Source organism: Streptomyces sp. NPDC001156, assembly GCF_053598275.1.
Window position 1 is genome coordinate 1 of the sequence record NZ_JBSFJX010000127.1, and the last position, 23,125, is coordinate 23,125.

Genomic DNA, 23,125 nt, shown 5'->3' on the forward strand with positions numbered 1-23,125 from the left:
GTATCGGGGGGGGCCCAGTGGCGGCGTGTTTAGTTGGGTTCCCACTGTTGGCTGCCTTGGGGGGGCACCGCGCGCCGGACGAGGACGGTGTCCTCGTCGGCGGCGTCCAGGTCGCACCAGTGGGGGGCGTAGGTGCGGCGGTCGGGTCCTTGGAAGAGGTGCAGGTGGTCGTCGTCCCAGTCCAGGACGGTCCGGATGACCTCGTGCAGGTCGCCGAGGGTGAGGGTGGGACGTACCAGGACCCGGCGCCATACACCCCAGCCGGTCAGGGAGATCTTGAGTTGGTACACGCTGGGCTGTGACTGTTCGGCGCCGCTGCGCGCCAGATGGTCGGCGAGGGCCGCGGCATCGGGGTGGTCGCTGCCGTGCAGGGCGGTCAGGCGCTCGGGTCCGGTGGCGCCGGGCAGGTCGTGGAACCGTTCGAGCAAGCGTGCCGGGTCGTCGCCGTGCCAGGCCGCGGCGCACTCGTCGACCGCCAGCCAGAGCAGGTCCTGTGGGCTGAGTGCCTGCTGCGTGGGGTCGTCGTCCCACAGTATCCGGCGGGCCGGGGGGCCGAGGACCGGGTGGGCGGTGGCTCGGTGCCACGGCTCGTCGGAATCCACGGGGAGTTGGGCGGCGAGTTGGAGGGCGAGTCTGCGCTGCGGGGTGTCCGCCTGGCCGGCTTCGGCGAGCAGGCCTTGCAGCGCGGTGTCGGGGCCCTGGACCTCGATCCATGGCCAGATCGCTGGGTAGGGGTCGCGGGGCGGGCGGCGCTGAAGCTCTCCCAGCAGGTCGGTGGTGCTCATCCGCGGTGAGATCTGTGCCGGGCGCAGTTGCTCTAGTGCCCAGCTTCCGAGCGGGGTGAGGCCGCGGTTGCTATCGGCCGCCCCCGCGTCGACGAGGAAGGTGTGGAGCTGCTCGAACTCGTGCTCTTCCTGAGTCCAGAGAAAGGAGCAGCGCCAGGACAACGGCCACTGGCCGCCGCGTGTCATCTCGAGGATGCGGGCGCTGACGCAACCCGCGTCCCCGGGGTCGTCGGCGGTGGACAGGGCGAACAGCAGGACGGCGATGCAGGTGGCGTGCTCGTCGTCGTCGCGTGGCCGTTCTGTGCCTGCGCCGAAGGGGATGGCTGCCGACAGGGCGTCGAGCCAGCGTCGCACCACGGTCTGCGGCGGCAGCTTCGGCCAGTCCAACTCCGCTGCGGCGCCGTGGCCCCGCCCGCCGTCGAGGATCACGAAACCGCCCGCGCGGGCGAAGCACCACACCATGCCGAGCTCGGGAATATCGGCGGCACGACGCACCCGGCCTGGCGTGGGGATGCCCAGTTCGGCGGCGGCCTCGGGGGCGTCGGAGGGTTTCGGCATGCCCGTCGGGGTCAGTGCCCGTCCCGGACCGAGCCAGGCGGCGAGGGTTCGGGCGCGCGAGGCCAGCCTGCAGGAGCCGGCGGCGAGCGCGAGGGCGGGGGACGGGGACGTTGACGCGGTCATCGCGGCAGCCTAACGGGCCCGCACCACGGCGGTGCGGGCGTTACCCGTCCGGTGTGACGGCGGCCCGTTCCCGCTCACGCCGTGCGCCGGGTCGCTGTCAGCCACGCCAGGTCGGCCGCGGCCTCGTCGCGTGCGTGCGCGGCACTGGTGAACAGCGTGTCGGTCTTGGTCAGCACCAGGGTATAGGGGCGCCCCTGCCGCCGGGTCTGGTGGCGCACCGGCAACTCCGCCGCGTCGATCCGGGAGTGCACGTGCCGGCGTCCGTCTTTCGCCAGCGGCCACTCCAAGGTCCGCTGCGTCCGTGAGCCGAGAAACGTCCCCAGCCTGTCGCAGAGGTCGCACCCGCACCCGGTCCATTCGATCGACCAGTCGTCTTGGTCGCGTGGCGGCGTCGCGGCGATCCGGCCGAGCCGCTCCGCGCAGTCCCGGACGATCTGGTCGAGCCCCGCCGCCCCGCGCGCGTCCGCCAGGCGCAGCGCCGGCATCAGACACTCCAGTACGGTGTCCTCGCACTCGCGCAGCGTTCCCGTGACCTCGTCGTACAGGGTGTCGTCGGCCGCTTCCAGCAGCCGCGCCAAGGGCGAGCTCAGGATCTCCAGCTGTCGCCGGCGGACATCGCGGTGCGCGGTGGTGGTCCAGAGCTGGAGCCGGCTATCCAACCAGCCCCAGGCCCCGGCGGCCAGGAGCTGTGCCACGTGCGGGCTCCCGGTGGCACGCAGCGCCCCGCACAGCCCCGGCAGCGTGGTGTCGGCCCACTCGGACAAGTCGGATCCGTACGGGTCGCGCTTCGGCCCGAACCACCCGTCGACGACGGTCCGCGTCCACTGCTCGCCGTACAGTTCGGCTGCTGCCGCCAGCCCGGCCGCGTGTTCCTGCGCCAGCAGTTCCACACGGAACGGTTCAAGCAGCATCGCCGCAGTCCCGGCGGCATCCAGGCCCACTGCCACATCCAGGGCTGCCGGAAGCAGTCCTGCCTTCGTTTCCAGCTGGGACCAAAACGGCGCGAGCGACTGTGCCGCGTCACGTGCGCCCGGCAGGTCTCCGGCGTCGATGCGGTCACGGAGGTCACGCAGGGCCCACCGGGACCCGCCCTCGGCACGCGCCGCGAACGCCCTCTCGCGCGGCCACACGACGACCGCGGCCCGCCGGTACCACCGGTCCAGTGTGTTGCCGTAGTTGCCCATGTAGCCCTCGTACTCGGACTGGTAGGGAGTCAGGCCTGCGTTCGGGGTGGCGGCACACACCTCGTCGTCGCTGACGCGCAGCGAGATCGGTTCACCGCCGGTACCGTCCTGGCCGGTCCACCAGTCGAGGGTGATCTCGTCGTCGATCAGCTCGTTGAGTTCGTAGTCCTCGGGATCCTCGTTCGGGCCGTCGCCGGTGTCGTCGTCCTCTTCCTCTTCGTCCTCGTAGTAGTAGTCGTCGTCCCATGGGCCGCTGCCGGAGGGCAGAGCGTCCCAGGTCTCCTTCACCTCGGCGAGTGCCAGCACCGTCTCGCATTCGGCCTGCTCCGCTGCCGCGCGCAGCAGCGCGGCGCGCTCCGCGTCGGCGCCCTTGAGGCGCTGCCAGTTCAGGCCCCGCTGGGTGTACTCGTGGTCGAGGAGGAAGACCAGCCGGTTCGGCGGGGGCAGGACGCGGCGTGAGTATCGCGGGGTGACCGGCGTGCTGAAGTGCTCGGTCAGGCAGCGCGCCGGCTCGGCGGCGGGGCTGGCCTCCACGGCCGGGGAACCGGCGTCGGTGAGCAGGTTGAAGGTGAGGGTCTCCCGGTAACCGGACCTGACCGGAGTCACCTGGTGACGGCAGTCGGCGTAGAACGCGATGAGGGTCAGCTCGTCCTTCGACGCCCGGTAGGCGATGCTCTCCCCGCCGTGCTCGATGACCAGATCCCCGCCGGTGTGCGCCGAGGGCAGGGACACCACCAGGGTGCCCACCATCGCGTCGTCCTTCTCCGAGTCCTGGTGGGGGAGGAAGAACTGCCCTTTGCCGTATACCAGCATCGAGTGCAGTTCGGCACGGAGACGGGACCCGCGTGGAAGCCCGAGCTGGTCACGGAAGTGTTCCAGCGCGCTGTCGAGCAGTGTCGGCCAGCCGGTTCCGCCCAGAGTGATCTGGTCCGGGGTCAGCTCCCAGGTGTCCCGGACGCTAGGGTCGGCCAGCGTCTCCTCTCCTCGCCCGAACTTCGCCGGCCGCGCCACCGCGATCAGCTTCTGCGCCAGGGGGGCGCGGAGCGGAAGTTTCACCGGCCCGACACCGGACACCTCGAGCCGGAGCAGGTCCGCTGGTGCCGACAGCTGAGCGCTGAACGATCCGGTGGGCGCGGAGCCGCTCAGCAGCTTCGCCAGCCGTTCCCTCGCGGTCTTCGCCATGCGCCCCTCACTCCCGTCTGTCCCGCACCTGCTGGGATGTCACTCTATCGGCGGCGGGGTACCAGCCAGATGGGAACGGTCCTGACCAGCGGTTTCCCGGTTCCGGGCCTGTCTGACCCAGGGGGCGGTGATACGGGCGCGGTGCCTGCTGCTTCGCAGGCGCTGTCGGTTCGCGTGGGCCGGTCGCTCGTTTCGGTGAGCTGCATCCTTCAGTTGCGCGACAAACCGCAGCGCTGAGGCCATGCTGGCCTTGCCGCACCACAGCACGGCGTGATCCGGCGCCGTACCGGCCCTGGCCTTGGGAGACAAGCACGTGGCCCATCACGTTCCGCTGGACGTCGACGACGTGATCGAGGGCGTGGTCGATCACCTGCTGCACGTCAGTTACGACGAGCGCACGGTGCTTCGGCTGACGTCCACGGGGGACGGTGGGGAGAGCGTCACCGCGGTCGGCAAGGCGCTCTTCGGGGTCCAGCCGGGGGAGAGCCTGCGCTTGCGCGGATCGTGGGCCCACCATCCGCGTTACGGACGTCAGTTCAGGGCCGAGCGCTGTGAGCGTACGGTGCCGGCCGACGAGCGGGCGATCCGCCTCTACCTTGCCTCGGGCATGATCCGCGGGATCGGGCCGGCCTTGGCGGCGGCGATCGTGGACACCTTCCGCGAACAGACGTTGAAGGTCATCGACGCCGAGCCGGAGCGGCTGCTGGAGGTCCACAACATCGGTGAGATCCGGCTCGGCCGGATCACGGCGGCCTGGCGGGAACAGAAGGCCATCGCCGAGATCATGATGTTCCTGCAGCAGTTGGGGATCACTCCCGGACTGGCGGTGAAGATCTACACCACGTACGCCGACACCGACGACGACCCGATCGATGTCGTCCGCCGGAGCCCCTACCGGTTGTGCCGCGACGTGTATGGCGTCGGCTTCGTCAACGCAGACAAGATCGCCCTCGCCGTCGGGGTGCCCAAGCACAGTGAGGAACGGCTCCAGGCGGCGCTGCTGCACGAGCTGGACCAGGCCGGCGGCCAGGGCCACTGCCACCTGCCCGTTCGCGTCCTGCTCGCCCGCACCCGCCAGCTGCTGTCCGACGACGAGCCGGCCACCGCGGAGATCCTCGACGACGTGATCCTGCGCCACGCCCTGCAGGCGCTGTCCGGGCAGGGCGAGGTGGTCACCGAGACGCTGCCGCTGCCGGTGATGGACGGCACCGACGCGGTGGCGGACACCGAGATTGCCCTGCTCGCGCGCCGGCACCGCGACGAGAGCCAACTCGCCTGGCACGTACGCCGCCTGCTCCGCTCCTCGTCCGCCCTGGCCGACCTCGCGGACTGGGAGGAACGGCTGACCGCGCTGACCACGGCGCAGACGGCCGGGCTGACCGAGGAGCAGTACCAGGCGATCCACACCGCGCTCACCCGACCCCTCTCCGTGCTGACCGGCGGCCCGGGCTGCGGCAAGACCCACACCCTGCGCACCCTGGTGGAGGCGGCCGACGAAGCCGGGGCGGTCGTCGCCCTGGCCGCGCCGACCGGGAAGGCCGCCAAGCGCCTGGAAGAGACCTGCGGGCAGGCGGCGATGACCGTGCACCGCCTCATCCGGCCACCCGACGGGGACTCCCTCTTCGACCACGCCGGCGTCCTGGAGACCGCCGACCTGGTGGTCATTGATGAGACCTCCATGCTCGACCTCGCCCTGGCCCGCAGACTCTTCGCCGCAGTCCGCGACGGCTGCCACCTGCTGCTCGTCGGTGACATCGACCAGCTGCCCAGCGTCGGCCCTGGTCGTGTCCTGCGCGACCTGCTTGAGGTGGACGCAATCCCGCGCACCCGGCTGACCAAGGTCTTCCGGCAGCACGACGACAGCGCTGCCATCGTCATCAACGCCCACCGCATCCTGCACGGCGAACTCCCTCGAGAGGACCCCAAGGTCTTCTGGAACCGGCCCATCCCGGGCGCGGAGGACATCGCCCAGCGCGTGGTGGACTTGGTCTGCGAGCGGATGCCGAAGCACTTCTCGGTCCGCCCAGAGGACATTCAGGTCCTGTGCCCGGGCAAGAAGAACATCGCCGGCATGACCGACCTCAACCTGCGCCTCCAAGAGCGCCTCAACCCTCCGGCCGATGACAAGCCCCAGCACTATCACGGTGGGACCGCCTTCCGGGTCGGTGACCGCGTTCAGCAGATCCGCAATAATCCCCACCGCGGCGAGACGGGCGTTTTCAACGGCAGCAGTGGCACCGTCACCGCCGTCGATCTCGAATCCCACCAGCTCACCGTCTCCTTCCTGGACGGTGAGGCGGCCACGTACCCCTTCACTGACCTTGACGAGCTGGTCCACGCCTACGCGCTGACCGTCCACCGCTCCCAAGGCAGCGAATACCCGTACGTCATTGTCTCCATGGTCAGCGCCGCTGGCATGCTGCTACTCCAGCGCAACCTGCTTTACACCGCTGTCACCCGCGCCCGCGACGGAGTCATGCTCATCGGCCAGAGTGAAGCTGTTGAGCGTGCGATCGCCAACAACCGTACCCAGCACCGCAACACGGCCCTGACCCACCGCATCACTCACCCCGATGCAGCTGTACCGGCATCACGAGCCCAGGTGCCGGTCGGCCAACTTGCCTGGGACTGAACGGACACGGGAGCCATCGGTGGGCCGCACAGGCGTCATGCCCGAAAGCCGCTCTCCCCCGGGGCGTCGATCAGTTACGAGTCCTTCGCGGAATCGGTGCCCTCAAAGGTCCGGTACAGCGAGACCGGAAAGCCAGTGCCCTGATCTTTCGGATCGTGCGGGTTGGACACGGCGGTGAACAGCCAGGCGCGCGCCCACCTGGGGACATCATGTCGACCACGTGAAAGCACGAGGGCCACCTTCTCACACTTGTACAGACGCCGACGGATCCGTAGGGCCGGGAACCGCGGTCCCAGACCCTGTCCCGCGTGAAAACCCTGGTTCGGGCTGCTGATCAGGCCGTTTGTCTGCTTGCCGCAGGCTGCTTGCTGGTTCTCGTTGATGAGGCCGCCGAGTAGTTGGGTGCGGCGGACGCGGCCTCCGATGGGGATGACGGGTGCCGTGTGTCCGGTCTCTGCGGTTTGGGGAGGTCGTGGGTGAAGGGATTGGTGGGGGCGGTGCCGGTTGTAGTGGTCGGTGTAGGTGTTCAGGACGGTGCGCAGGTGTCGTTCGTTCATGATGAGGAGGCGGTCGGTGCACTCGCGGCGGACGGTGCCGACCCAGCGTTCCGCGAAGGCGTTTGCCTTCGGCGATCTCGGCGGGGGAAGTAGCACCTGCACGCCCGCGTCGGCGAGCACGGCGTCGAAGGCGTCGGAGAACTTGCCGTCCCGGTCGCGCAGGAAGAACCGGAACCGGTCCATCCGGTCTTCGAGGTCCATCATCAAGTTCCTCACCTGCTGGGTCACCCAGTCCCGGTTCGGGTGCGCGCTGATGCCGAGGACGTGCACTCGGCGCGTTGCGACCTCCATGACGAACAGCACGTACAGCCGCCGGCAGAGGGCGGTATCCACATGGAAGAAGTCGCAGGCCAGCAGTCCGGAGGCCTGGGCGCGTAGGAAGGAGGCCCAGGCGTGGTGAGTCCGCTGGGGCGCGGGCGGAATGTTGCCCTGACGCAGTACTGACCGGACGGTGGCGGCGCAGACCGTGATGCCCAACCGGGCCGGCTCTGCCTGTACTCTGCGGTGTCCCCACAGCGGGTTCTCCCGCGTGAGACGCAGGATCAGCTCCCGCGTCTCCTCCGATATCGGCGGCCGAGCGGGGCTCGTGTGGGGGTAGGTCCACTTGCCGGCGATCAGCTCTCGGTGCCAGGGCAGCAGCGTCGCTGGGGTGACGAAGAAGCTGCTCCAGCTCTGTCTGGGCAGCAGAGCGGCAGGGCCGCCGGCAGGACCCGGTCGGCCGGTTCCGACTTCGGTTTACCGGGGTGGCGTTGGAGCACAGCGAGCTGGTGCCGCAGCACCAGCAGTTCGACGTCCTTGGCAGTGTTGCCCAGCAGCCGCAGGCCTGCCAGCTCCAGCGACCTGCGCGTCAGCAGATAGATCCATGACCACCGCATGGATCTCGATCATGCCCCGGTCTACCACCGTCCCGCAGCGAAACGTCCTGATCAGGGGCCCGAACCCGGGTTTTCAGCGGGACGGGCGCTGGAGGGTGTGCGGTGGGCCGGCGGTTAGTCCAGGCTGCTCAGCAGCGTCCGGCCCTCCTCCCGGGCGGCGGCCACCGCCGGCTCTCCGAGCCCGCACAGGCGCAGGCACGACGACGCGATGGCCTCGGTGTCAGCCGCATCCGGCTCACGGGAGCGCCGTACCTGGATGACCACCTCCACCAGCTGGATCAGGAGTTCACCGAGCCGCTCGGCGGGCAGGCCGTGCGCGACGTCCTCGGTCGCCGCCAGGGCGCCCAGCGTGCCGTAGCTCGACTGCAGACGGCCCCGATCGGCCCGGAAGGCGTCGAACCGCTCGGCCCGTACTTCCGGCAGCAGATAGAGCGTGCCGATGTTGTACGGAGTGCGGGAGAGGGTGTGTACGTCCATAGCGGCCACGGCGTAGAGTGCGGCGGCCGCATCCGCTTGCTCGGGCACCAGGGCCCGGATCCGGTCCACCATTTGCAGACTGGGCCGCACGGACGTCGCCAGCAGCTCGGCGAGGATCTCCTCCTTGGTGGCGAAGTGGTAGTAGAGCGAGGCCTGCCTGATGCCGACCCGCTCGGCGATCATGCGGGTGCTGGTGCTGGTGATCCCATGGTCGACGAAGAGCGCCCCGGCGGCGTCGAGGATCTGTTCCCGGGCGGAGGTGCCGGGGTCGGACGGCGGCGTGTGCCGGGGCCTGCCTTGACGGGGACGCGTCGTCGTCATGGCCCCATCCTGCCACCAGGTGTCCGCCCTGCGGCCTCCGGTCACGCGGACGCCGTGTACGCCCGCCAGCCACCGAAGCGGGTGATGTCGGGCGCGCCCTCGACGGCGTACGGCTCGACGAGGAAGCCGCAGACCTGCCGCCCGTCGGCCAGTTCGACGGTGCCGATGGTCATCGGCGCGGGCACGGCGGCGGTGAACGCCCCGAACCCGGCAGCGGGCAGCCGCCAGATCTCGCCCTCGATGCCCGTCCGCGCGTTGCCGCCTGACGCCGTGGCGTGACCCGCCCCGGCGCCGGCGTCCCGCCCGGCCTCGGTGACCCGGAGCAGGCCGGGCTTGGGCGGCTCGGTGGCCAGGGCGTACAGCCGGTAGCCGCCTGCGGTGCGGGCCGGGCCGGTCAGGGTGCCGCCGGCCTGCACCAACTGGGCATTGAGGGGCTGACCGGTGAGGTGGGCGCCGACCACGAACAGGTCGAGCCCGGGGTTGGCGAACCGCTCGGCCAGCGCGGCCAGGGCGCGGTCCGAGAAGGCCGGTCCGGTGAACATCACGCCGAACGGCAGGCCGTCCACGAACCCGGCAGGAACGGCGAGCGAGGCGCAGTCCAGCAGGTTGGCGAAGTTGGTGAACCGTCCCAACCGGGCGTTGGCGCCGACCGGGTCGGCCGCCACCTCATCGAGGGTGGGATGCCAGGTGGTGGTCGGCGTCAGGAGAGCTGTACAGCCGTCGAGCACCGCGCGTCCGGCGGCGCCGAGCGCTGCGAGCCTGGCGGTGTCGGCGGCCCAGTCGGCGGCGGTCTTCTCCCCGCCTGCCAGCACGATGGCGGCGACGGTCGGATCGAGGTCCGTCCCGATCAGGACGCGGTGCTTCTCCAGATGCGCGCCCACGGCGGCGTACCGCTCGGCGACGAACGCGCCGCCGTACAGCAGGTCCGCGACCTGAAGCAGCGGGGTGATGTCGGTTTCGACGATCTCCGTCCCGGTGCCCGCCAAGCGGGCGACGGCGGCGTCGAAGGCTTCGCGCCAGCCGTCGGCCATGCCGTTCAGATGCTCCCCGGCCGGTACGGCGATCCGCGGGCGCGCGGGGGGCGGCGGAAGCTGGGTGCCGGTGCGGGAGAGCGGATCGGCCGGATCGGGGCCTTCGACAAACTCCGCGGCGGTGCGGGCGAGTTGCAGGTCGCGGGCGAAGACGGTCACGCAGTCGAGCGTGTAGCAGGCGGGGACCACCCCGGTCACGGGCACCAGACCCTTGGTGGGCTTGACGCCTACGATGCCGTTGAGGGCGGCGGGCACCCGCCCGGAGCCGGCCGTGTCGGTGCCGAGCGCGATGTCGGCGACGCCCAGCGCCACCGCGACGGCGGATCCGGAGGACGACCCGCCGGAGATACGGGCCGCGTCCCAGGCGTTGCGCACCGCGCCGTAGGGGCTGCGGGTGCCGACCAGGCCGGTGGCGAACTGGTCCAGGTTGGTTTTGCCGAGCACCACCACGCCGGCCGCGCGCAGCCGCGCCACCGCGGGCGCGTCGGCCTGCGGTTCGTAGGCGTACGACGGGGCGCCCGCAGTGGTGGGGAGGCCGGCCACGTCGATGTTGTCCTTGACGGCCACCACCAGGCCGGCCAGCGGCAGCGCCGGGTCGACACCGGCCGCCTCGGCGAGCACCTCCTCGCGTGGCCTGAGGTGGATCCAGATCTCGGGCCGGCCGAGGCCCTCGATCCGGTCGTAGGCGGCCTGGACGCGTGCGGTCGGTGTCATGGCGTTCATGCCCGCACCGCCGCGAGGATCTGGCCGGGGGCGACCTGCTCACCGGGCTTGACGTAGATCTCCAGCAGTGTCCCGGCGGTGGGGGCGTTCACCTTGGACTCCATTTTCATCGCCTCCAGGGAGAGGATCGCATCGCCGCTCGCGATGGTGGCGCCTGGCTCGGCGGCGATCTGCCAGACGGTGGCGGTGTACGGCGCGGTGACCGGGACCGCCCCGTCCGGCAGGGTGACGGCAGCAGCGGTGATCACGGGTTCGGGATCGTCGGCGCGGTCGAACTCTCCCGCAGCTCGCCAGCGTTGCTTCTCGGCCTCGAAGGCGGTGCTCTGCCGCCGGCGGAACGCGGCGATCGAGTCGGCCTCCGCGGCGAGGAAGGCGTTGTACTCGGCGATCGAGAAGGTGCCCTCCTCGGTCGCGAAGTCACCGCGCCCGGCGTCGGCCTCGGCCCGCAGTTCGAGCAGTTCCTCCGCGGTGACGGGATACCACTCGATGCGGTCGAAGAAGCGCAGCGCCCACGGCGAGTCCCGGAACAGGCCGCCCTTGCGGAACCGGTTCCAGATCTGCACGGTGCGGCCGACGAACTGGTAGCCGCCGGGGCCTTCCATGCCGTAGACACACAAGTAGGCGCCGCCGATGCCGACGGAGTTCTCCGCGGTCCAGGTGCGGGCCGGGTTGTACTTGGTGGTCACCAGGCGGTGCCGTGGGTCGAGCGGGGTGGCGACGGGGGCGCCGAGATAGACGTCGCCGAGGCCGAGCACCAGGTAGGAGGCGTCGAAGACGGTGCGGTAGACGTCGTCGGCGGTCCGAAGGCCGTTGACACGGCGGATGAACTCGATGTTCCACGGGCACCACGGGGCGTCGTCGCGCACCCCGGCCATGTACCGCTCGATGGCGAGCTGGGTGGCCGGGTCGTCCCAGCTGAGCGGCAGCCGCACCGTGCGGGAGGGGACCACCAGTTCGTCGCTGGGCGGGACTTCGTCCTCCAGCTCGCGCAGCAGGGCGGTGAGGTCACGGGCCTTCAGCCGCCGGGCGTCGGTGTGGATCTGAAGGGAGCGGATGCCCGGGGTGACGTCGAGGATGCCGTCGGGCGCGTGGCCGGCGAGAGTCTCCTGCAGGGCGTGGACCCGCATCCTCAGGCCGAGGTCGAGGACCATGGGGCCGTACTCGACCAGGACGTTGTCGTCGCCGTCTCGGCGGTAGGTGACGGCGGGGCGGGCAACGGTGGCCTCCAGGCGGCCGAGTACGCCGTCATCGCCGTCTCCGCCCGTGCTGATCAGCGTGGGGGAGGAGCGGCGGGCATCGAGGGCGGCTGCCTCGGCTTCCCTGACCGGTACGAAGCGGACGGTGTCGCCGGGGCGGAGCTGGCCGAGTTTCCACAGTTCGCCGCTGGCGACCACCGCGGGGCAGACGAACCCGCCGAGGGACGGACCGTCGGGGCCCAGGATGATCGGCGTGTCGCCGGTGAAGTCCAGGGCTCCCACCGCGTATGGCGTGTCGTGGATGTTGGAGGGGTGCAGGCCCGCCTCACCGCCGTCCTGGCGTGCCCACCGCGGCTTGGGCCCGATCATGCGGACGCCGGTGCGGGCCGAGTTGTGGTGCACCTTGTAGTCGGTGGCGTAGAGGGTGTCGATGTCCCCGCGGGTGAAGAACTCGGGCGCCGCGTGTGGCCCTTCGGTGACACCGATCCGCCAGTGCGAGGTGATCGCCGGCCGGCGCTCGGGCGGGGTCGGGCCGCCACCGGCCGTCGCCGAAGCTCCGGGTCGCAGCACATCCCCGGCGCGCAGCGCCCGACCGCCGTGCCCGCCGAAGCCGCCGAGGGTGAACGTCGAGGCGCTGCCCAGGTATTCGGGTACGTCGATGCCGCCCCGGACGGCCACATAGCTGCGCAGACCCGGCCCCCGGCAGGCGCCCAGCACCAGGGTGCCGCCGGCCGGGACCGTGACCGGCTCCCATAGGCCTGCCGCGCTGCCGTCCACGGTGACCGGGACGGGGGCGCCGGTGATGGCGACCACGGTGGCGGCCGAGAAGCGCAGGGCCAGCCCGCCCGCGGTGACCTCCAGGCCAGGCGCCTGGGCCGGGTTGCCGACGGCCAGATTCGCCTCGGCGAAGGAGACGGCGTCGAAGGGGCCGCTCGGCGGTACACCCACGTGCCAGTAGCCGAGCCGGCCCGGAAGGTCCTGGACGGTGGTCATCGCGCCCGGCACCAGGACGTCGACGCGCGGCTCGGGGTCGACGGTGGTGGCGAGCGTGCTGGTGCTGTGCACCGCCTCGCGCACCTCGCCCCGCACGGCCAGCTCGCGCAGCAGGCCCAGGTTGGTGACGATGCCGTCGATCCGGCTTGCGGCCAGGGCCTGGCCGAGCACGTCGAACGCGGCGTCCCGGGTGGGGCCCCTCGCGATCACCTTGGCGAGCATGGGGTCGTAGTACGGCGAGACCTCCAGACCGGTTTCGGCAAAGCCGTCGACGCGCACGCCGCGCATGTTGTCGGCGCCCTGGCCGGGGAAGGCCGCTCGGGTGATCAGGCCCGAGGACGGCAGCGAGTCCTTGCCGGGGTCCTCGGCGTAGACGCGAGCCTCCACGGCATGCCCGGCGGGCGTCCACTCCCGCTCGAACACCGCGTCCTCGACCCAGCCGTCGCGGGCCAGGACGAGCATCAGTTCGACGAGGTCGACGCCGTACGCCTCCTCGGTCACCGGATGCTCGACCTGGAGACGGGTGTTGACCTCCAGGAACGCGGCCTCCTCGCGCACGGGGTCGTAGACGAACTCCACCGTCCCCGCGCCCCGGTAGCCGACGGAGGCGAGCAGCCGCCGCGAGGAGTCGTGCAGCAGTGCCCGCACATGAGGAGGCAGGGCCGGGGCCGGGGCCTCCTCGACGACCTTCTGGTTGCGGCGTTGCAACGAGCAGTCCCGGTCGCCGAAGACGGCGATCCGGCCGGTGCCGTCGCCGAAGACCTGCACCTCGACATGGCGGGCGGGGCGCACGAGGCGCTCCAGGAACACCCCGGCGGACCCGAAGTTGGACTCTGCGAGCGCCGCGACGCGGGCGAATGCCTCGCGCACCTCGTCGGCGGTGGCGCAGGCCTGCATGCCGATGCCGCCGCCACCGCCGGTGGCCTTGACCATCACGGGCAGCCCGATCGACCCGGCCGCGGTGACAGCCTCCTCGGCGCTTGCCAGTAGTTGCGTCCCGGCCAGCAGCGGCACGCCGGCGGCCTTGGCCAAGGCGCGTGCGGTGTGCTTCTCACCGAAGGCGGTGATCTGGTCGGCGGTCGGTCCCGCGAAACGCAGACCGGCCTCCTCGACGGCACGGGCGAAGACGGTGTTCTCGGAGAGGAAGCCGTAGCCGGGGTGGATGATGCCCGCGCCCTGGGCGAGCGCGGCCTCGATGATTGCCTCGCCGCGCAGATACGACGCGCGGGCGGGCGCCGGACCGAGGCGGACCGCGTGGTCGGCTTCGCGGACGTGCGGGGCGGCCCGGTCGGCGTCGGAGAAGACGGCGACGGTGCCCAGGCCCATCTTCCGGGCGGTGCGGATCACACGGCGGGCTATCTCACCGCGGTTGGCGACGAGAACGGCGGTGGGGCGGATCACGCGCCCTCCTTCGCGGTGCGGGCGGCGTGTGCGGACCGTGAGTCACCGGCGACCGGTGCCGGCTCCACGACGATCATCCGCAGCGGAGTGGGGTTGAAGTCGTTGCACGGGTTGTTCATCTGCGGGCAGTTGGACACCATCACCAACACATCCGTCTCGGCGCGCACCGCAACCCGACGGCCCGGCGCCGACATGCCGTCCACGATGCCGAGCGCGCCGTCCGCCTCGACGGGCACGTTCATGAACCAGTTGAGATTGGAGACGATGTCCCGCACCCCGAGTCCACGCCGGCCGGCCTCGGCGAGGAAGTTCTCACGGCAGCCGTGCTGGAACATCACATGATGGCCGTAGCGCAGGGTGTTGGACTCCTTGCCGCACGCGCCGCCGATGGTGTCCTGGCGGTCGACCTCGTTGGCGACGACGGTCATCAACGGGCGGCCCTCGCTGCTGCGCAGCACGGTGCCGGTGCGCACATAGGCGTTGCCCTGCCAGGCCAGCGTGTCGGGGACGCTGTAGCGTTCCTCGGGATCGTCCGCGTTGTAGAGCAGACAGTCGGCCGACTGGTTGCCGCCGACGTCGACGATCGTCAGGACGTGCCCCGTCCGCACCACCGCCGACCAGGGCGCGTTGGGGGCCACCGTCTCGTTCAGGACGACGGCGCCCTCGACCAGACTCGCTCCCCGGTCCAGGGGAGAGCCCTCCGCGTACACGGCGCCCACGGGGACGGTGGAGGCGACCGTGCCGCCGGCGGCGGTCGGGTAGTTGACGGGCCTGGTCTCGGTCCGCGTGCTCGCCATGTCACAGCCCCCGGGCTTCGCAGTAGTCGACGGTGTTGAGGTAGGCCCGGTGCAGTTCCGGAGTGGCGGTGAACCGCGGCTCGCCGGGGCCGGTCGGGGCACCGCGCCAGGCGTGCACCCGCAGTGGGCCGACCACATAGCCGGGACGAGGGTCCAGCGGATGGGCGACATTGGCGACCAGCACCAACAGGGGCATCTCCGCGACGAGTTCGACATGCGTGCCCGCCCCCGCGCTGCCCTGCCAGGCCAGGGTGCCGTCCGCTTCGACGCGCACGCCCTGGAAGAAGGACAGGCTGGGTGGCAGGTCGCGCCGGCTCAGACCGTGCTTGGCGGCCGCTTTGAGGAAGAGCCCGCGGCCGGACGGCGACGGCCCCTCGGGGCGGGCGTCACCGTACTTACGCTCGTTCCAGGCGTCGGTGGTGGTGCCGCAGAAGGCGTCGTGCCGGGAGGAGGAGTCAGCGCTGACCACCGCCAGGATCCGGCCGTCGCCGGACAGCAGCGGATGGTCCTGGCCCGGATAGGCCTGCCAGGGTACCTTCTGGGTGTCGGCGACGTTGAGCCGCTCCACCGGCTCCAGGGCGTTGAAGAGCAGCAGGTGGGCGCAGGCGTCACCGCTCGGGTCGTCGAAGCGCAGCCGTGTGCCGCGGGCAAGGATTTTGTGTGTGTAGCCGCCAGGCGCCACCGTCTCCGCCCATACCAAGGCGGTCGCGTCCACCCCCGGCGGGCAGTACGGGCTGTCCGACGCCGGCAGGAACGGCATCCACGCGCCGACCTGGCCGCCCTGGGCGCGGGCGTCGTCGCGGGCACTGTGGACACTGTCGGTCAGGTGCAGATCACGGGCGCGCGTGGGCGTCTGCCCGGTCGGGTAGCGGCCGTGTGGCGGCACGGCGGTCGAGCTCTCGGTGGTGGTCATGGATGTCCCGTCGTCCCTTCGTCGGTACGTCATCGGTGCGTCCGCTCGTGTCACACGGGCCCTCAGGCGGGCTCGGCGACGGCCTGCGCGTCGAGGGTCGGTTCGGTGTGCGTGTGCGGTACGTGCCTCAGCTCGATACGGCGGTGCAGCCGGCGGGCTTGGAAGTAGCCGGCACCGGCGGCCAGGCTGAGCCCGATGAACAGCAGGGCGCTCCACCGCAGCCACCACGTGCCGCCGGTGAGGTCGTAGATCTCTGCACGGGGCCAGATCAGGTTGACCGTCATACCGGCCTGGTAGAGCACGGCGAGCGCGTTGACCGCCGCTCCCCATCGGCCCAGCGAGAACAAGGGCCGGCCGGTCTCGTCGACGCCCACCGGCAGCCCGCCGCTGCCCCGCTGCCGGATCCGGGTGACCAGCAGCGGCACCGTCACGCCCAGATAGGCCAGGTACAGCAGGGCGATGCAGAGGCTGGAGAGGGCGGTGAAGATCGCCGACTGGCGGATGTTGACCACGAGCGCGATCGCGGCGCCGACGCCCACCACGATCGACGTGGTGATCGGCGTACCGGTGCGGGCCGATACCTTGCCGAGGTGCCGGTGGAAGGGCAGGGCGCCTTCGCGGGCCATGGAGTACATCATCCGCGCCCCGGAGGTCTGCACAGCCAGGGTGCAGGCGAACACCGCGACCGCCACGCAACACAGCAGCAGTCGGCCCAGAACCCCGCCGAGCCGGTCGGTGAGCACCCAGGACAGACCACCGGCGGCCAGTTGTCCGTCGGTCAGACTTCCCGCAGCCATCAGCCCCGAGACGATCAGCAACGCGCCCCCGACACCCGAGGTGATCAGCGCCCGCAGGATGGTCCGGGGAGTGGTCCGGCGCGGGCTGTGGGTCTCCTCCGCCAGCTCGCCCGCCGAGTCGAAGCCGACCATCACGTACGCTGCCATCAGCGAGGATGCGAGAAAGGCCCCGAAGTAGCCGCCGTGGCCGGCCCAGCCGGTGGGGTGGGCCACCACCTGCGGACCCCGCTCGGGCAGGAAGAACAGGATCAGCACCAGTGCGAGCACGCCGATGATCTCGACCGTGACGCCGAAGCTGGTGGCGGCGGCCATCTGGCGGATGCCCAGGATGTTCACCACCGTGGTGATGACCAGCAGGACGCATCCCAGCAGGACTGCGTTCTGCGCGCCGGTCGGGGAGCCCACCGACGGATCGGCGCCCGGACCGCCGACGATCTGGAACCCGGACCAGATGCCCGGCAGTACCGCCTGTGCCGCGATCGCGGCCGCCGCGACCGTGAGGATCTGCCCGATGATCATGATCCAGCCGACAAACCAGCCCGTCGTGGTGCCGGCCAGCCGGCTCGACCACTGGTAGATCGCCCCGGATATGGGCCAGCGCGCGGCCAGTTCGGCGAAACACAGCGCGACCAGCAGTTGGCCCGCGAAGACCAGCGGCCACGTCCAGAAGAACGCCGCGCCGCCGAGACTGAAGCCCAGCCCGAACAGCTGGAAGACGGTGGTGAGGATCGACACGAAGGAGAACCCCGCGGCGAACGACGCGAAGCCGCCTACGCCGCGGCGGAGTTCCTGCTGGTAGCCGAAGAGGGCGTGGCCGGTCGTGCCACCGCCGCCAGGGTCCTGCGCAAGGGGGAGTTCGGGCCGGCTCATCGCCGCACCTCCGATCGGTCGACAGATACCTGTCGCTTGATAGGTATTGCGATCGTCGGCCGGACCGGTCTCACACCCGAGTCTGGGAAGTTAACTTCGTGTATCCGCGGGCCTGCCTCGGAGATGACTGCGTGCCAGCACTCTGCGGTGTCCCCACAGCGGACCCTCCCGCGCGAGACGCGGGATCGGCTCCCGCGTCTCCTCCGATTTCGGCGGCCGACCGGGGCTCTTGTGTGTGGGGGCCCTTGCCGGCGATCAGCTCTCGGTGCCGGCGCAGCAGCCTCGCTGGGGTGACGAAGAAGCTGCTCCAGCTCTGTCTGGGCAGCAGACGCGACAGGGCCGCCAGCAGGTCCCGGTCGGCCGGTTCCAACCTCGGTTCACCGAGCAGGCGTTGGAGCACCGCGAGCTGCTGCCGCAGCACCAGCAGTTCGACGTCCTTGGCGGCGTTGCCCGGCAGTCGCAGGCCCGCCGGCTCCAGCGACCCGCGCGTCAGCGGACAGATCCATGACCACCGCATGGATCTCGATCACGCCCAGGTCCATCACCGTCCCGCAGAGAAACGTCCTGATCAGGGACCCGAACTCGGGTTTTCACGCGGGACAGGCACGCTCGGCTGGCCGGATGCGACTGGGCCCCGGCCATTGCCGTTCGGGGCCTTGCTCTTGAGTGCGGCGCGGGCGAGCCGCCGGTTGTCCGTCCCCTGGCGCGGCCGCATGATAGGGACGAAGGCAGCCTCTGCCCCTACGACCCGTCCGGGGTTGCGATCGGCCTCAAGCCGTCCGGCGGGTCGGGGGTCCTGGCTCTGACGGACCAGCACTTGGACGTGGTGGGCACGTTCACTTCGGGTGCGACGGCGCTGGCGGGCTCGGTGTCGTACTCGCCGCTGGGCAAGGTGGTCTCCCCGACCGACACGGTCATGGGCCGCCTCGGCTTCCAGTCGGGTTGGACGGAGCCGGGTTCGGGTGACGTGGGTACGGCGTCGCGCTGGCACGACCCGAACACGGGTCAGTTCCTGACAGGGACAGTGTGTCGCTGGATGCGGTGCCGAACTCGGTATCGGCGAATCCGTTCGCCTATGTCGACGACAATCCGATGGCGGGTATGGACGAGTCGGGCAACTGTTCCTGGTACGACGTGGTGTGCGGGGTGAAGAGCGTCGCGCAGCATGTGTCCCATGCCTGGCACGCGGTGAAGCGTGCGGCGACGCATCTGTACCACCTGGCCAGGGCCGCGGTGCATCACGCGATCGCCCGGATCAAGCACGTGGCGCGCAAGGTCGTGCACTACGTGCGGGATGTGTACCGGGCGACGGTGCGCTACACGCGGCACGTCTACCACTGGGCGGTCAGACACGTCAGACGGATCTATCACCGGGTCGTGCATGCGGTGCACTCGGCGTATCACAGGATCTCGCGGGTGGCGCACCGGGTGGTGCACGCGGTCAAGGCGGTGGCGCACAAGATCGCGCATGTGGTGAAGAAGGCCGCGCATGCGGTCGCCCATGCGGCGCGGACGGCGTATCACGCGACGGTGTCGGCGTTGAAGACGGTCGCGAAGTTCGTCAAGCACCATGCGGCGGCGATCACTTCGATGGTGGTGTTGACGGCGGTGTTCGCGGGTCGTGAGGCGGCGACGTGAGGTGTTGGCACGGTCGGCTGCGCGGCGATGGCGGTGCGGCCGGCTCTCTGGTGGAGCAGGGCTTCAAGTGCGCGGAGGACGGCGGCGACGACTGCAGCGCGTCCGCGTTCGCCTCCTCGGCGGTCACGGGCGCGGTCACGGGTGCGCTGGGCGGCGCGCTGGGTGTGGTCGGGGCCCTGGCCGCTACCACTGTCGCTGTGTGTAGCCTCATCCGCCGCGCCTGGTACACCCACCGCTGGGACACCCGACCCGCCAGCCTCGCATCCGATAACTGCAGCCACTACCCACTGGCGGACGCTCCAAGCTCGACCACAAGTGTTCATATTTGAATCATGCACGATTTGAATGATGTTCTTAATTTGAACACTTAACTTCCCGCCATGCTGCACTTGACGGTCTGGCGCCGGCATATGCCCTCATGGGTACGGAACATCTGGCGAGAGGTCGTGGCCTTTGGTCTCGTCGGCGCCGTCGCGTTCGTGGTGGAGACCTCGAGCTTCAACTTCCTGATCTTCGGTTCGCCGGACCACGGCGGGCCGTTGGGCTCCACACCGGTCCTCGCCTCCGCGATCGCCACGCTCCTGGCCATGGTGGTCAGCTGGCTGGGCAATCGCTACTGGACCTATCGGGACCGCAGGGGAGCGGTCGACCGGCGCGAGGTCGCCTGGTTCATCGCCGTCAACCTGGCCGGGCTGGCGGTCACCGCCTTCCCTGTCTACGTCGCGCACGAAGTGTTCGGACTGTCCTCCCCGTTGAGCGACAACGCGGCCCGCCTGGTGGGCTGGGCGGCGGCGACGCTGATGCGGTTCGCCGCGTACCGCACCCTCGTCTTCACCGCATACCGAGAGGACTCCCTGGACATGCCCGCGACGACCGACCGTTGGCGTACGATCTTCCGTGCCATCCGGCCGGACGACCTGCTCTGGCCCTGCTTCCTGGCCGTGGTGGCCGCGATCTGCGGGTGGGCCGTCTCCGTCGCGTTCCACCCCGGCTTCCTCAGCCCGGACAGCCTTTCGCAGCTGGCGCAGGCACAGGGGAAGCAGCCGGTGACCGACTGGCACCCGCCAATCATGGCTCTGTTCTGGCGCATGCTCATCGACATCACCGGCGCGCTGTCGGCGATGGCCGCGCTCCAGGCCGCCGTGCTGTGGGGCACCCTCTGGGTGCTCGCGGTCGTGCTGTGGCGTCGGACCGGCAGCCGCCCCTTGTCGTTGCTGATGCTCGGCTTCGGCCTCGCCCCGCATGTCCTTACCTTCACAGGGGTGGTGTGGAAGGACGTGCACATGGCATACACGCTGCTGGCCGCGTGCGCGATCGCGCTCGTCGCGCGAGAGCTGCCGGAGGGACGGGAGCGGGCCCGTTGGGGATTGCTGGTCCTCGGCATGCTCTTCCTCACCTACGCGATGCTGGTGCGCAAGAACGGGCTCCCGGCCGTCGTACCGATCTTCCTGCTGCTGATGTTCGCGCTCTGGCCGCGTCCCGGGCGGCGCCGCTGGCTGGTCGCCGCGGGGTCACTGCTGGCGCTCGCCGCCGTCGGCAGCCTGGGGGTGTCCTCGGCCGCCCATCCGCTCGCGGTGCGCCAGTACGCGCAGATACCCCTCGACGACGTGGTTCACGTACTCACCCCTCAGCAGGTGCGCTCCGCCGCGACGAAGGCCGGGGCGACCCCGGAGTTCACCGACGACCTGGTGGCGACCGCGCGGACTTGCCAACGCAAGGACATTGTCTGGGACGCCTACTTCGCCTGCTACCCGCACAAGCCGGGTGATCGGGCTGGCTTCGAGGCCGACCAGGCCGACGTCCTGCTCAAGATGTGGACACAGCAGATGCCGCACCACGCAACCGGCTACGTCGAGTACCGCTCCCGTACCTTCGCCCGGCTGCTGTTCCAGGGCAATCTCCAGTACCTCGGCGGTGACTCCGCCGTCATGCCGAAGGACGTCCGGGTCAACAAGACACTGGACGCGGCCATGAAGTCCTATGTGATGGGCTTCGACCGCGACTTCCCCTGGCTGTTCCAGGGCTGGTTCTGGCTGGTGGTCTCGCTGGTGCTGGCACTGCGCCGCCGCTGGGCCGGCCCGTGGTCGCGGGAGCTGCGGCTGCTCGGCGTGAGTGGTGTCATCTACATCGCCACCTACCTGCCCACCGCCCCTTCGGCCAACTACCGTTACGTGTACTGGCCGGCGATCGCCGGCACCTTCGGGATACTGCTGGCGGTGAGCGGAGCGATCGTGGCGCGGCGCACGGCCCACGCCACCCAGGACACCGGGTCCACCGCGGCGGTTGAGGCACTCGTGAACGGTCCGTTCACGGCAGACCCGACCGCGCCGCACCCCGTCGGCTCCGGTCCTCGCCTGGACGTCACCAGCGGCTGATCCCGGCGCCGGTCGCGCCCGTGCCGGGTGGCTGCCGCACCTGCCGCTGGGGCGTCCCGCCAAGGGCCTGCCGCTACGGAACCGCCACATCACCGCGTTGAAGTGGCTGCGCAGGTCAGGGATCGGCCGAACGCCCCAGCGGCAGGTGCGGCTCGATCAACTCCCGCTCGGCATCTGTCAGATCACCACGCGTCACGCGACCGGTCTACCGCACCCAGCACCACCCTGTAGCGGGAAAGACCGATCTCGTGATCCCAACTCAGAACACCCCCTAGAGGATCACGGAATGAACCCTACAATCGCGTGCGTCGTACCCTGCTACAACGAGGAGGCTGCCGTAGGCAAGGTCGTGCGCGATCTGCGTGCGTCGCTGCCCGAGGCGGTCATCTACGTCTACGACAACGCTTCGACGGACAACACCGTCGCCGAGGCTCTGGCGGTGGGCGCGATCGTGCGTCAAGAGCCGCGCAAGGGCAAGGGCAACGTGATTCGACGGGCGTTCGCCGACGTCGAGGCCGACGCACTGCTGATCATCGACGGCGACGACACCTATGACGCCTCCCGTGCCCGTGAGATGGTCGACCTGCTCTTCGAAGGCCCCTACGACCAGGTAGTCGGCGCCCGTCGAGAGGTCGAGGAGAGCGCCTACCGGCCCGGGCACGCGGTCGGCAACAAGATGCTGACGGGCGCTGTCCGGACGCTGTTCGGCAACGACGTGAGCGACATGCTCAGCGGATATCGTGTGTTCTCGCGGCGTTACATAAAGTCCTTCCCGGCACTGTCACACGAGTTCGAGACAGAGACCGAGATGACGGTGCACGCCCTCAGTCTGCGGCTGCCCACCCGCGAGCTGGAGGTCGACTTCAAGGACCGGCCCGCCGGAAGCGTGAGCAAGCTGCGCACGTACCGCGACGGTTGGCGCATCCTGAAGCTCATCCTGGGTCTGGCCCGGCGCCAGCGCCCCTCGCAGTTCCACGCGGCGATCGCCGGTGTGTTGACGATCATCTCGCTCGCCCTGGGCCTGCCGGTGGTCGTCGACTTCGTGCGGACCGGCATCGTGCCGCGGCTTCCGACCGCAGTACTGGCCGCCGCCATCATGATCATCGCGGTGCTCGTGCTGCTGGTCGGCTACATACTCGAGTCCTTCATGCACATGCGCCAGGAGCAGGCACGCCTCGCCCACCTGCGTTATCTCGCACCGTCCCGCGGCGTCGACTTCGTGCCGGAGGAGCTGGGCAGCGCGCCGCAGGAGTCCGGGCCGGAGGCCGTTGCCTGAGAGATCCCCCGCATCATCCGCGAGTGGGTGGCGGACAAGGGGGAGTACGGCACCTTGCCCGCAAGCCCCAGTCACTGGTGTGCAACGAGGAGGGGCGTTCCAGCTGTTCCGCACAGGGGATGCCGTCCATCACCAGCCGGAATGTCCATGCGGGTGTGAGGCTCGGAAAGTCATCGCCGCAGGTCAAGCGGCATACCGATACTCGTTGATGGCACCACCGAGGATGCGCGTGCGCAGGAGTCTGTGGCCGTCGAGGTCGTGGACGGTGGCGGGCTGCCCGGAAGCGTGAGGGGGTCGTTGATCTCGGGCCCGGTGAGGTCGGTGCGTGTTGTAGTGCCGTTCGAAGTCGGCGAGGACTTGCCGGGCGTGGGCCTCGTTCATGAGCAGGACGTGGTCGAGGGCCTCGCGGCGGACGGTGCCG

At 70.3% G+C, this 23,125-nt stretch carries 17 protein-coding genes; 4 read left to right on the forward strand and 13 right to left on the reverse strand.

Annotated elements, in window-relative coordinates:
• Positions 1–29 precede the first annotated feature (29 nt).
• Together ACWDA7_RS36345 and ACWDA7_RS36350 are read right to left on the reverse strand one after the other, a co-directional pair.
• Entirely contained in the window at positions 30–1,466 is a 1,437-nt protein-coding gene (locus tag ACWDA7_RS36345; RefSeq protein ID WP_450610132.1) for an IS1096 element passenger TnpR family protein, read from the reverse strand.
• Positions 1,467–1,540: 74 nt separating this feature from the next.
• On the reverse strand, positions 1,541–3,832 hold the full coding sequence (locus ACWDA7_RS36350) for a 2OG-Fe(II) oxygenase (RefSeq protein ID WP_450610134.1): 2,292 nt from the start codon (positions 3,830–3,832) through the stop codon (positions 1,541–1,543).
• A gap of 313 nt (positions 3,833–4,145) precedes the next feature.
• On the opposite strand from ACWDA7_RS36350, the gene recD2 reads away from it, so the two are divergent.
• A complete protein-coding gene (recD2, locus tag ACWDA7_RS36355) occupies positions 4,146–6,464 on the forward strand; it encodes an SF1B family DNA helicase RecD2 (RefSeq protein WP_450610136.1) in 2,319 nt (772 codons plus the stop codon).
• Positions 6,465–6,538: 74 nt separating this feature from the next.
• On the opposite strand, the gene ACWDA7_RS36360 is transcribed toward recD2, so the two are convergent.
• From ACWDA7_RS36360 to ACWDA7_RS36405, 10 genes are all read right to left on the reverse strand, one after another.
• Positions 6,539–7,498, reverse strand: a complete 960-nt coding sequence (locus ACWDA7_RS36360) for an integrase core domain-containing protein (protein WP_450610138.1) — start codon at positions 7,496–7,498, stop codon at positions 6,539–6,541.
• A gap of 137 nt (positions 7,499–7,635) precedes the next feature.
• Positions 7,636–7,896 carry a hypothetical protein gene (locus tag ACWDA7_RS36365; RefSeq protein WP_450610140.1) on the reverse strand — a complete coding sequence of 87 codons (261 nt, stop codon included), beginning with the start codon at positions 7,894–7,896 and terminating at the stop codon, positions 7,636–7,638.
• Positions 7,897–8,010: 114 nt separating this feature from the next.
• A complete protein-coding gene (locus ACWDA7_RS36370) occupies positions 8,011–8,694 on the reverse strand; it encodes a TetR/AcrR family transcriptional regulator (RefSeq protein ID WP_450610142.1) in 684 nt (227 codons plus the stop codon).
• Between the two features lie 41 nt (positions 8,695–8,735).
• Positions 8,736–10,439 (reverse strand): allophanate hydrolase, encoded by a 1,704-nt coding sequence (locus ACWDA7_RS36375; protein WP_450610161.1) that lies wholly within the window; start codon positions 10,437–10,439, stop codon positions 8,736–8,738.
• Positions 10,440–10,444: 5 nt separating this feature from the next.
• Positions 10,445–14,038, reverse strand: a complete 3,594-nt coding sequence (uca, locus tag ACWDA7_RS36380) for an urea carboxylase (protein WP_450610144.1) — start codon at positions 14,036–14,038, stop codon at positions 10,445–10,447.
• Positions 14,035–14,835, reverse strand: a complete 801-nt coding sequence (locus tag ACWDA7_RS36385; RefSeq protein WP_361778603.1) for an urea amidolyase associated protein UAAP2 — start codon at positions 14,833–14,835, stop codon at positions 14,035–14,037. The genes uca and ACWDA7_RS36385 overlap by 4 nt, the downstream gene beginning before the upstream one ends.
• A 1-nt stretch (position 14,836) precedes the next feature.
• Positions 14,837–15,748 carry an urea amidolyase associated protein UAAP1 gene (locus ACWDA7_RS36390; protein ID WP_450610146.1) on the reverse strand — a complete coding sequence of 304 codons (912 nt, stop codon included), beginning with the start codon at positions 15,746–15,748 and terminating at the stop codon, positions 14,837–14,839.
• Positions 15,749–15,810: 62 nt separating this feature from the next.
• Positions 15,811–17,415 carry an amino acid permease gene (locus tag ACWDA7_RS36395; protein WP_450610148.1) on the reverse strand — a complete coding sequence of 535 codons (1,605 nt, stop codon included), beginning with the start codon at positions 17,413–17,415 and terminating at the stop codon, positions 15,811–15,813.
• A 70-nt stretch (positions 17,416–17,485) separates the two neighbouring features.
• A complete protein-coding gene (locus ACWDA7_RS36400; RefSeq protein ID WP_450610150.1) occupies positions 17,486–17,932 on the reverse strand; it encodes a hypothetical protein in 447 nt (148 codons plus the stop codon).
• 224 nt (positions 17,933–18,156) lie between these two features.
• Entirely contained in the window at positions 18,157–18,333 is a 177-nt protein-coding gene (locus tag ACWDA7_RS36405; RefSeq protein ID WP_450610152.1) for a hypothetical protein, read from the reverse strand.
• A 108-nt stretch (positions 18,334–18,441) separates the two neighbouring features.
• Here ACWDA7_RS36405 and ACWDA7_RS36410 point away from each other — a divergent pair, with 108 nt between their 5' ends.
• The 3 genes from ACWDA7_RS36410 to ACWDA7_RS36420 all read left to right on the forward strand — a co-directional run bounded on the left by ACWDA7_RS36410 (position 18,442) and on the right by ACWDA7_RS36420 (position 22,704).
• Positions 18,442–19,053, forward strand: coding sequence for a hypothetical protein (locus ACWDA7_RS36410; RefSeq protein ID WP_450610153.1), 612 nt, complete (start codon positions 18,442–18,444; stop codon positions 19,051–19,053).
• A 380-nt stretch (positions 19,054–19,433) separates the two neighbouring features.
• Positions 19,434–21,428, forward strand: coding sequence for a GtrA family protein (locus ACWDA7_RS36415; protein ID WP_450610155.1), 1,995 nt, complete (start codon positions 19,434–19,436; stop codon positions 21,426–21,428).
• 286 nt (positions 21,429–21,714) lie between these two features.
• Positions 21,715–22,704: a glycosyltransferase family 2 protein gene (locus tag ACWDA7_RS36420; RefSeq protein ID WP_450610157.1), complete on the forward strand. Its 990-nt coding sequence runs from the start codon at positions 21,715–21,717 to the stop codon at positions 22,702–22,704.
• A 183-nt stretch (positions 22,705–22,887) separates the two neighbouring features.
• Here the strand turns inward: ACWDA7_RS36420 and ACWDA7_RS36425 are convergent.
• The coding region (locus ACWDA7_RS36425) for an integrase core domain-containing protein (protein ID WP_450610159.1) at positions 22,888–23,125 on the reverse strand (238 nt) is incomplete at its 5' end.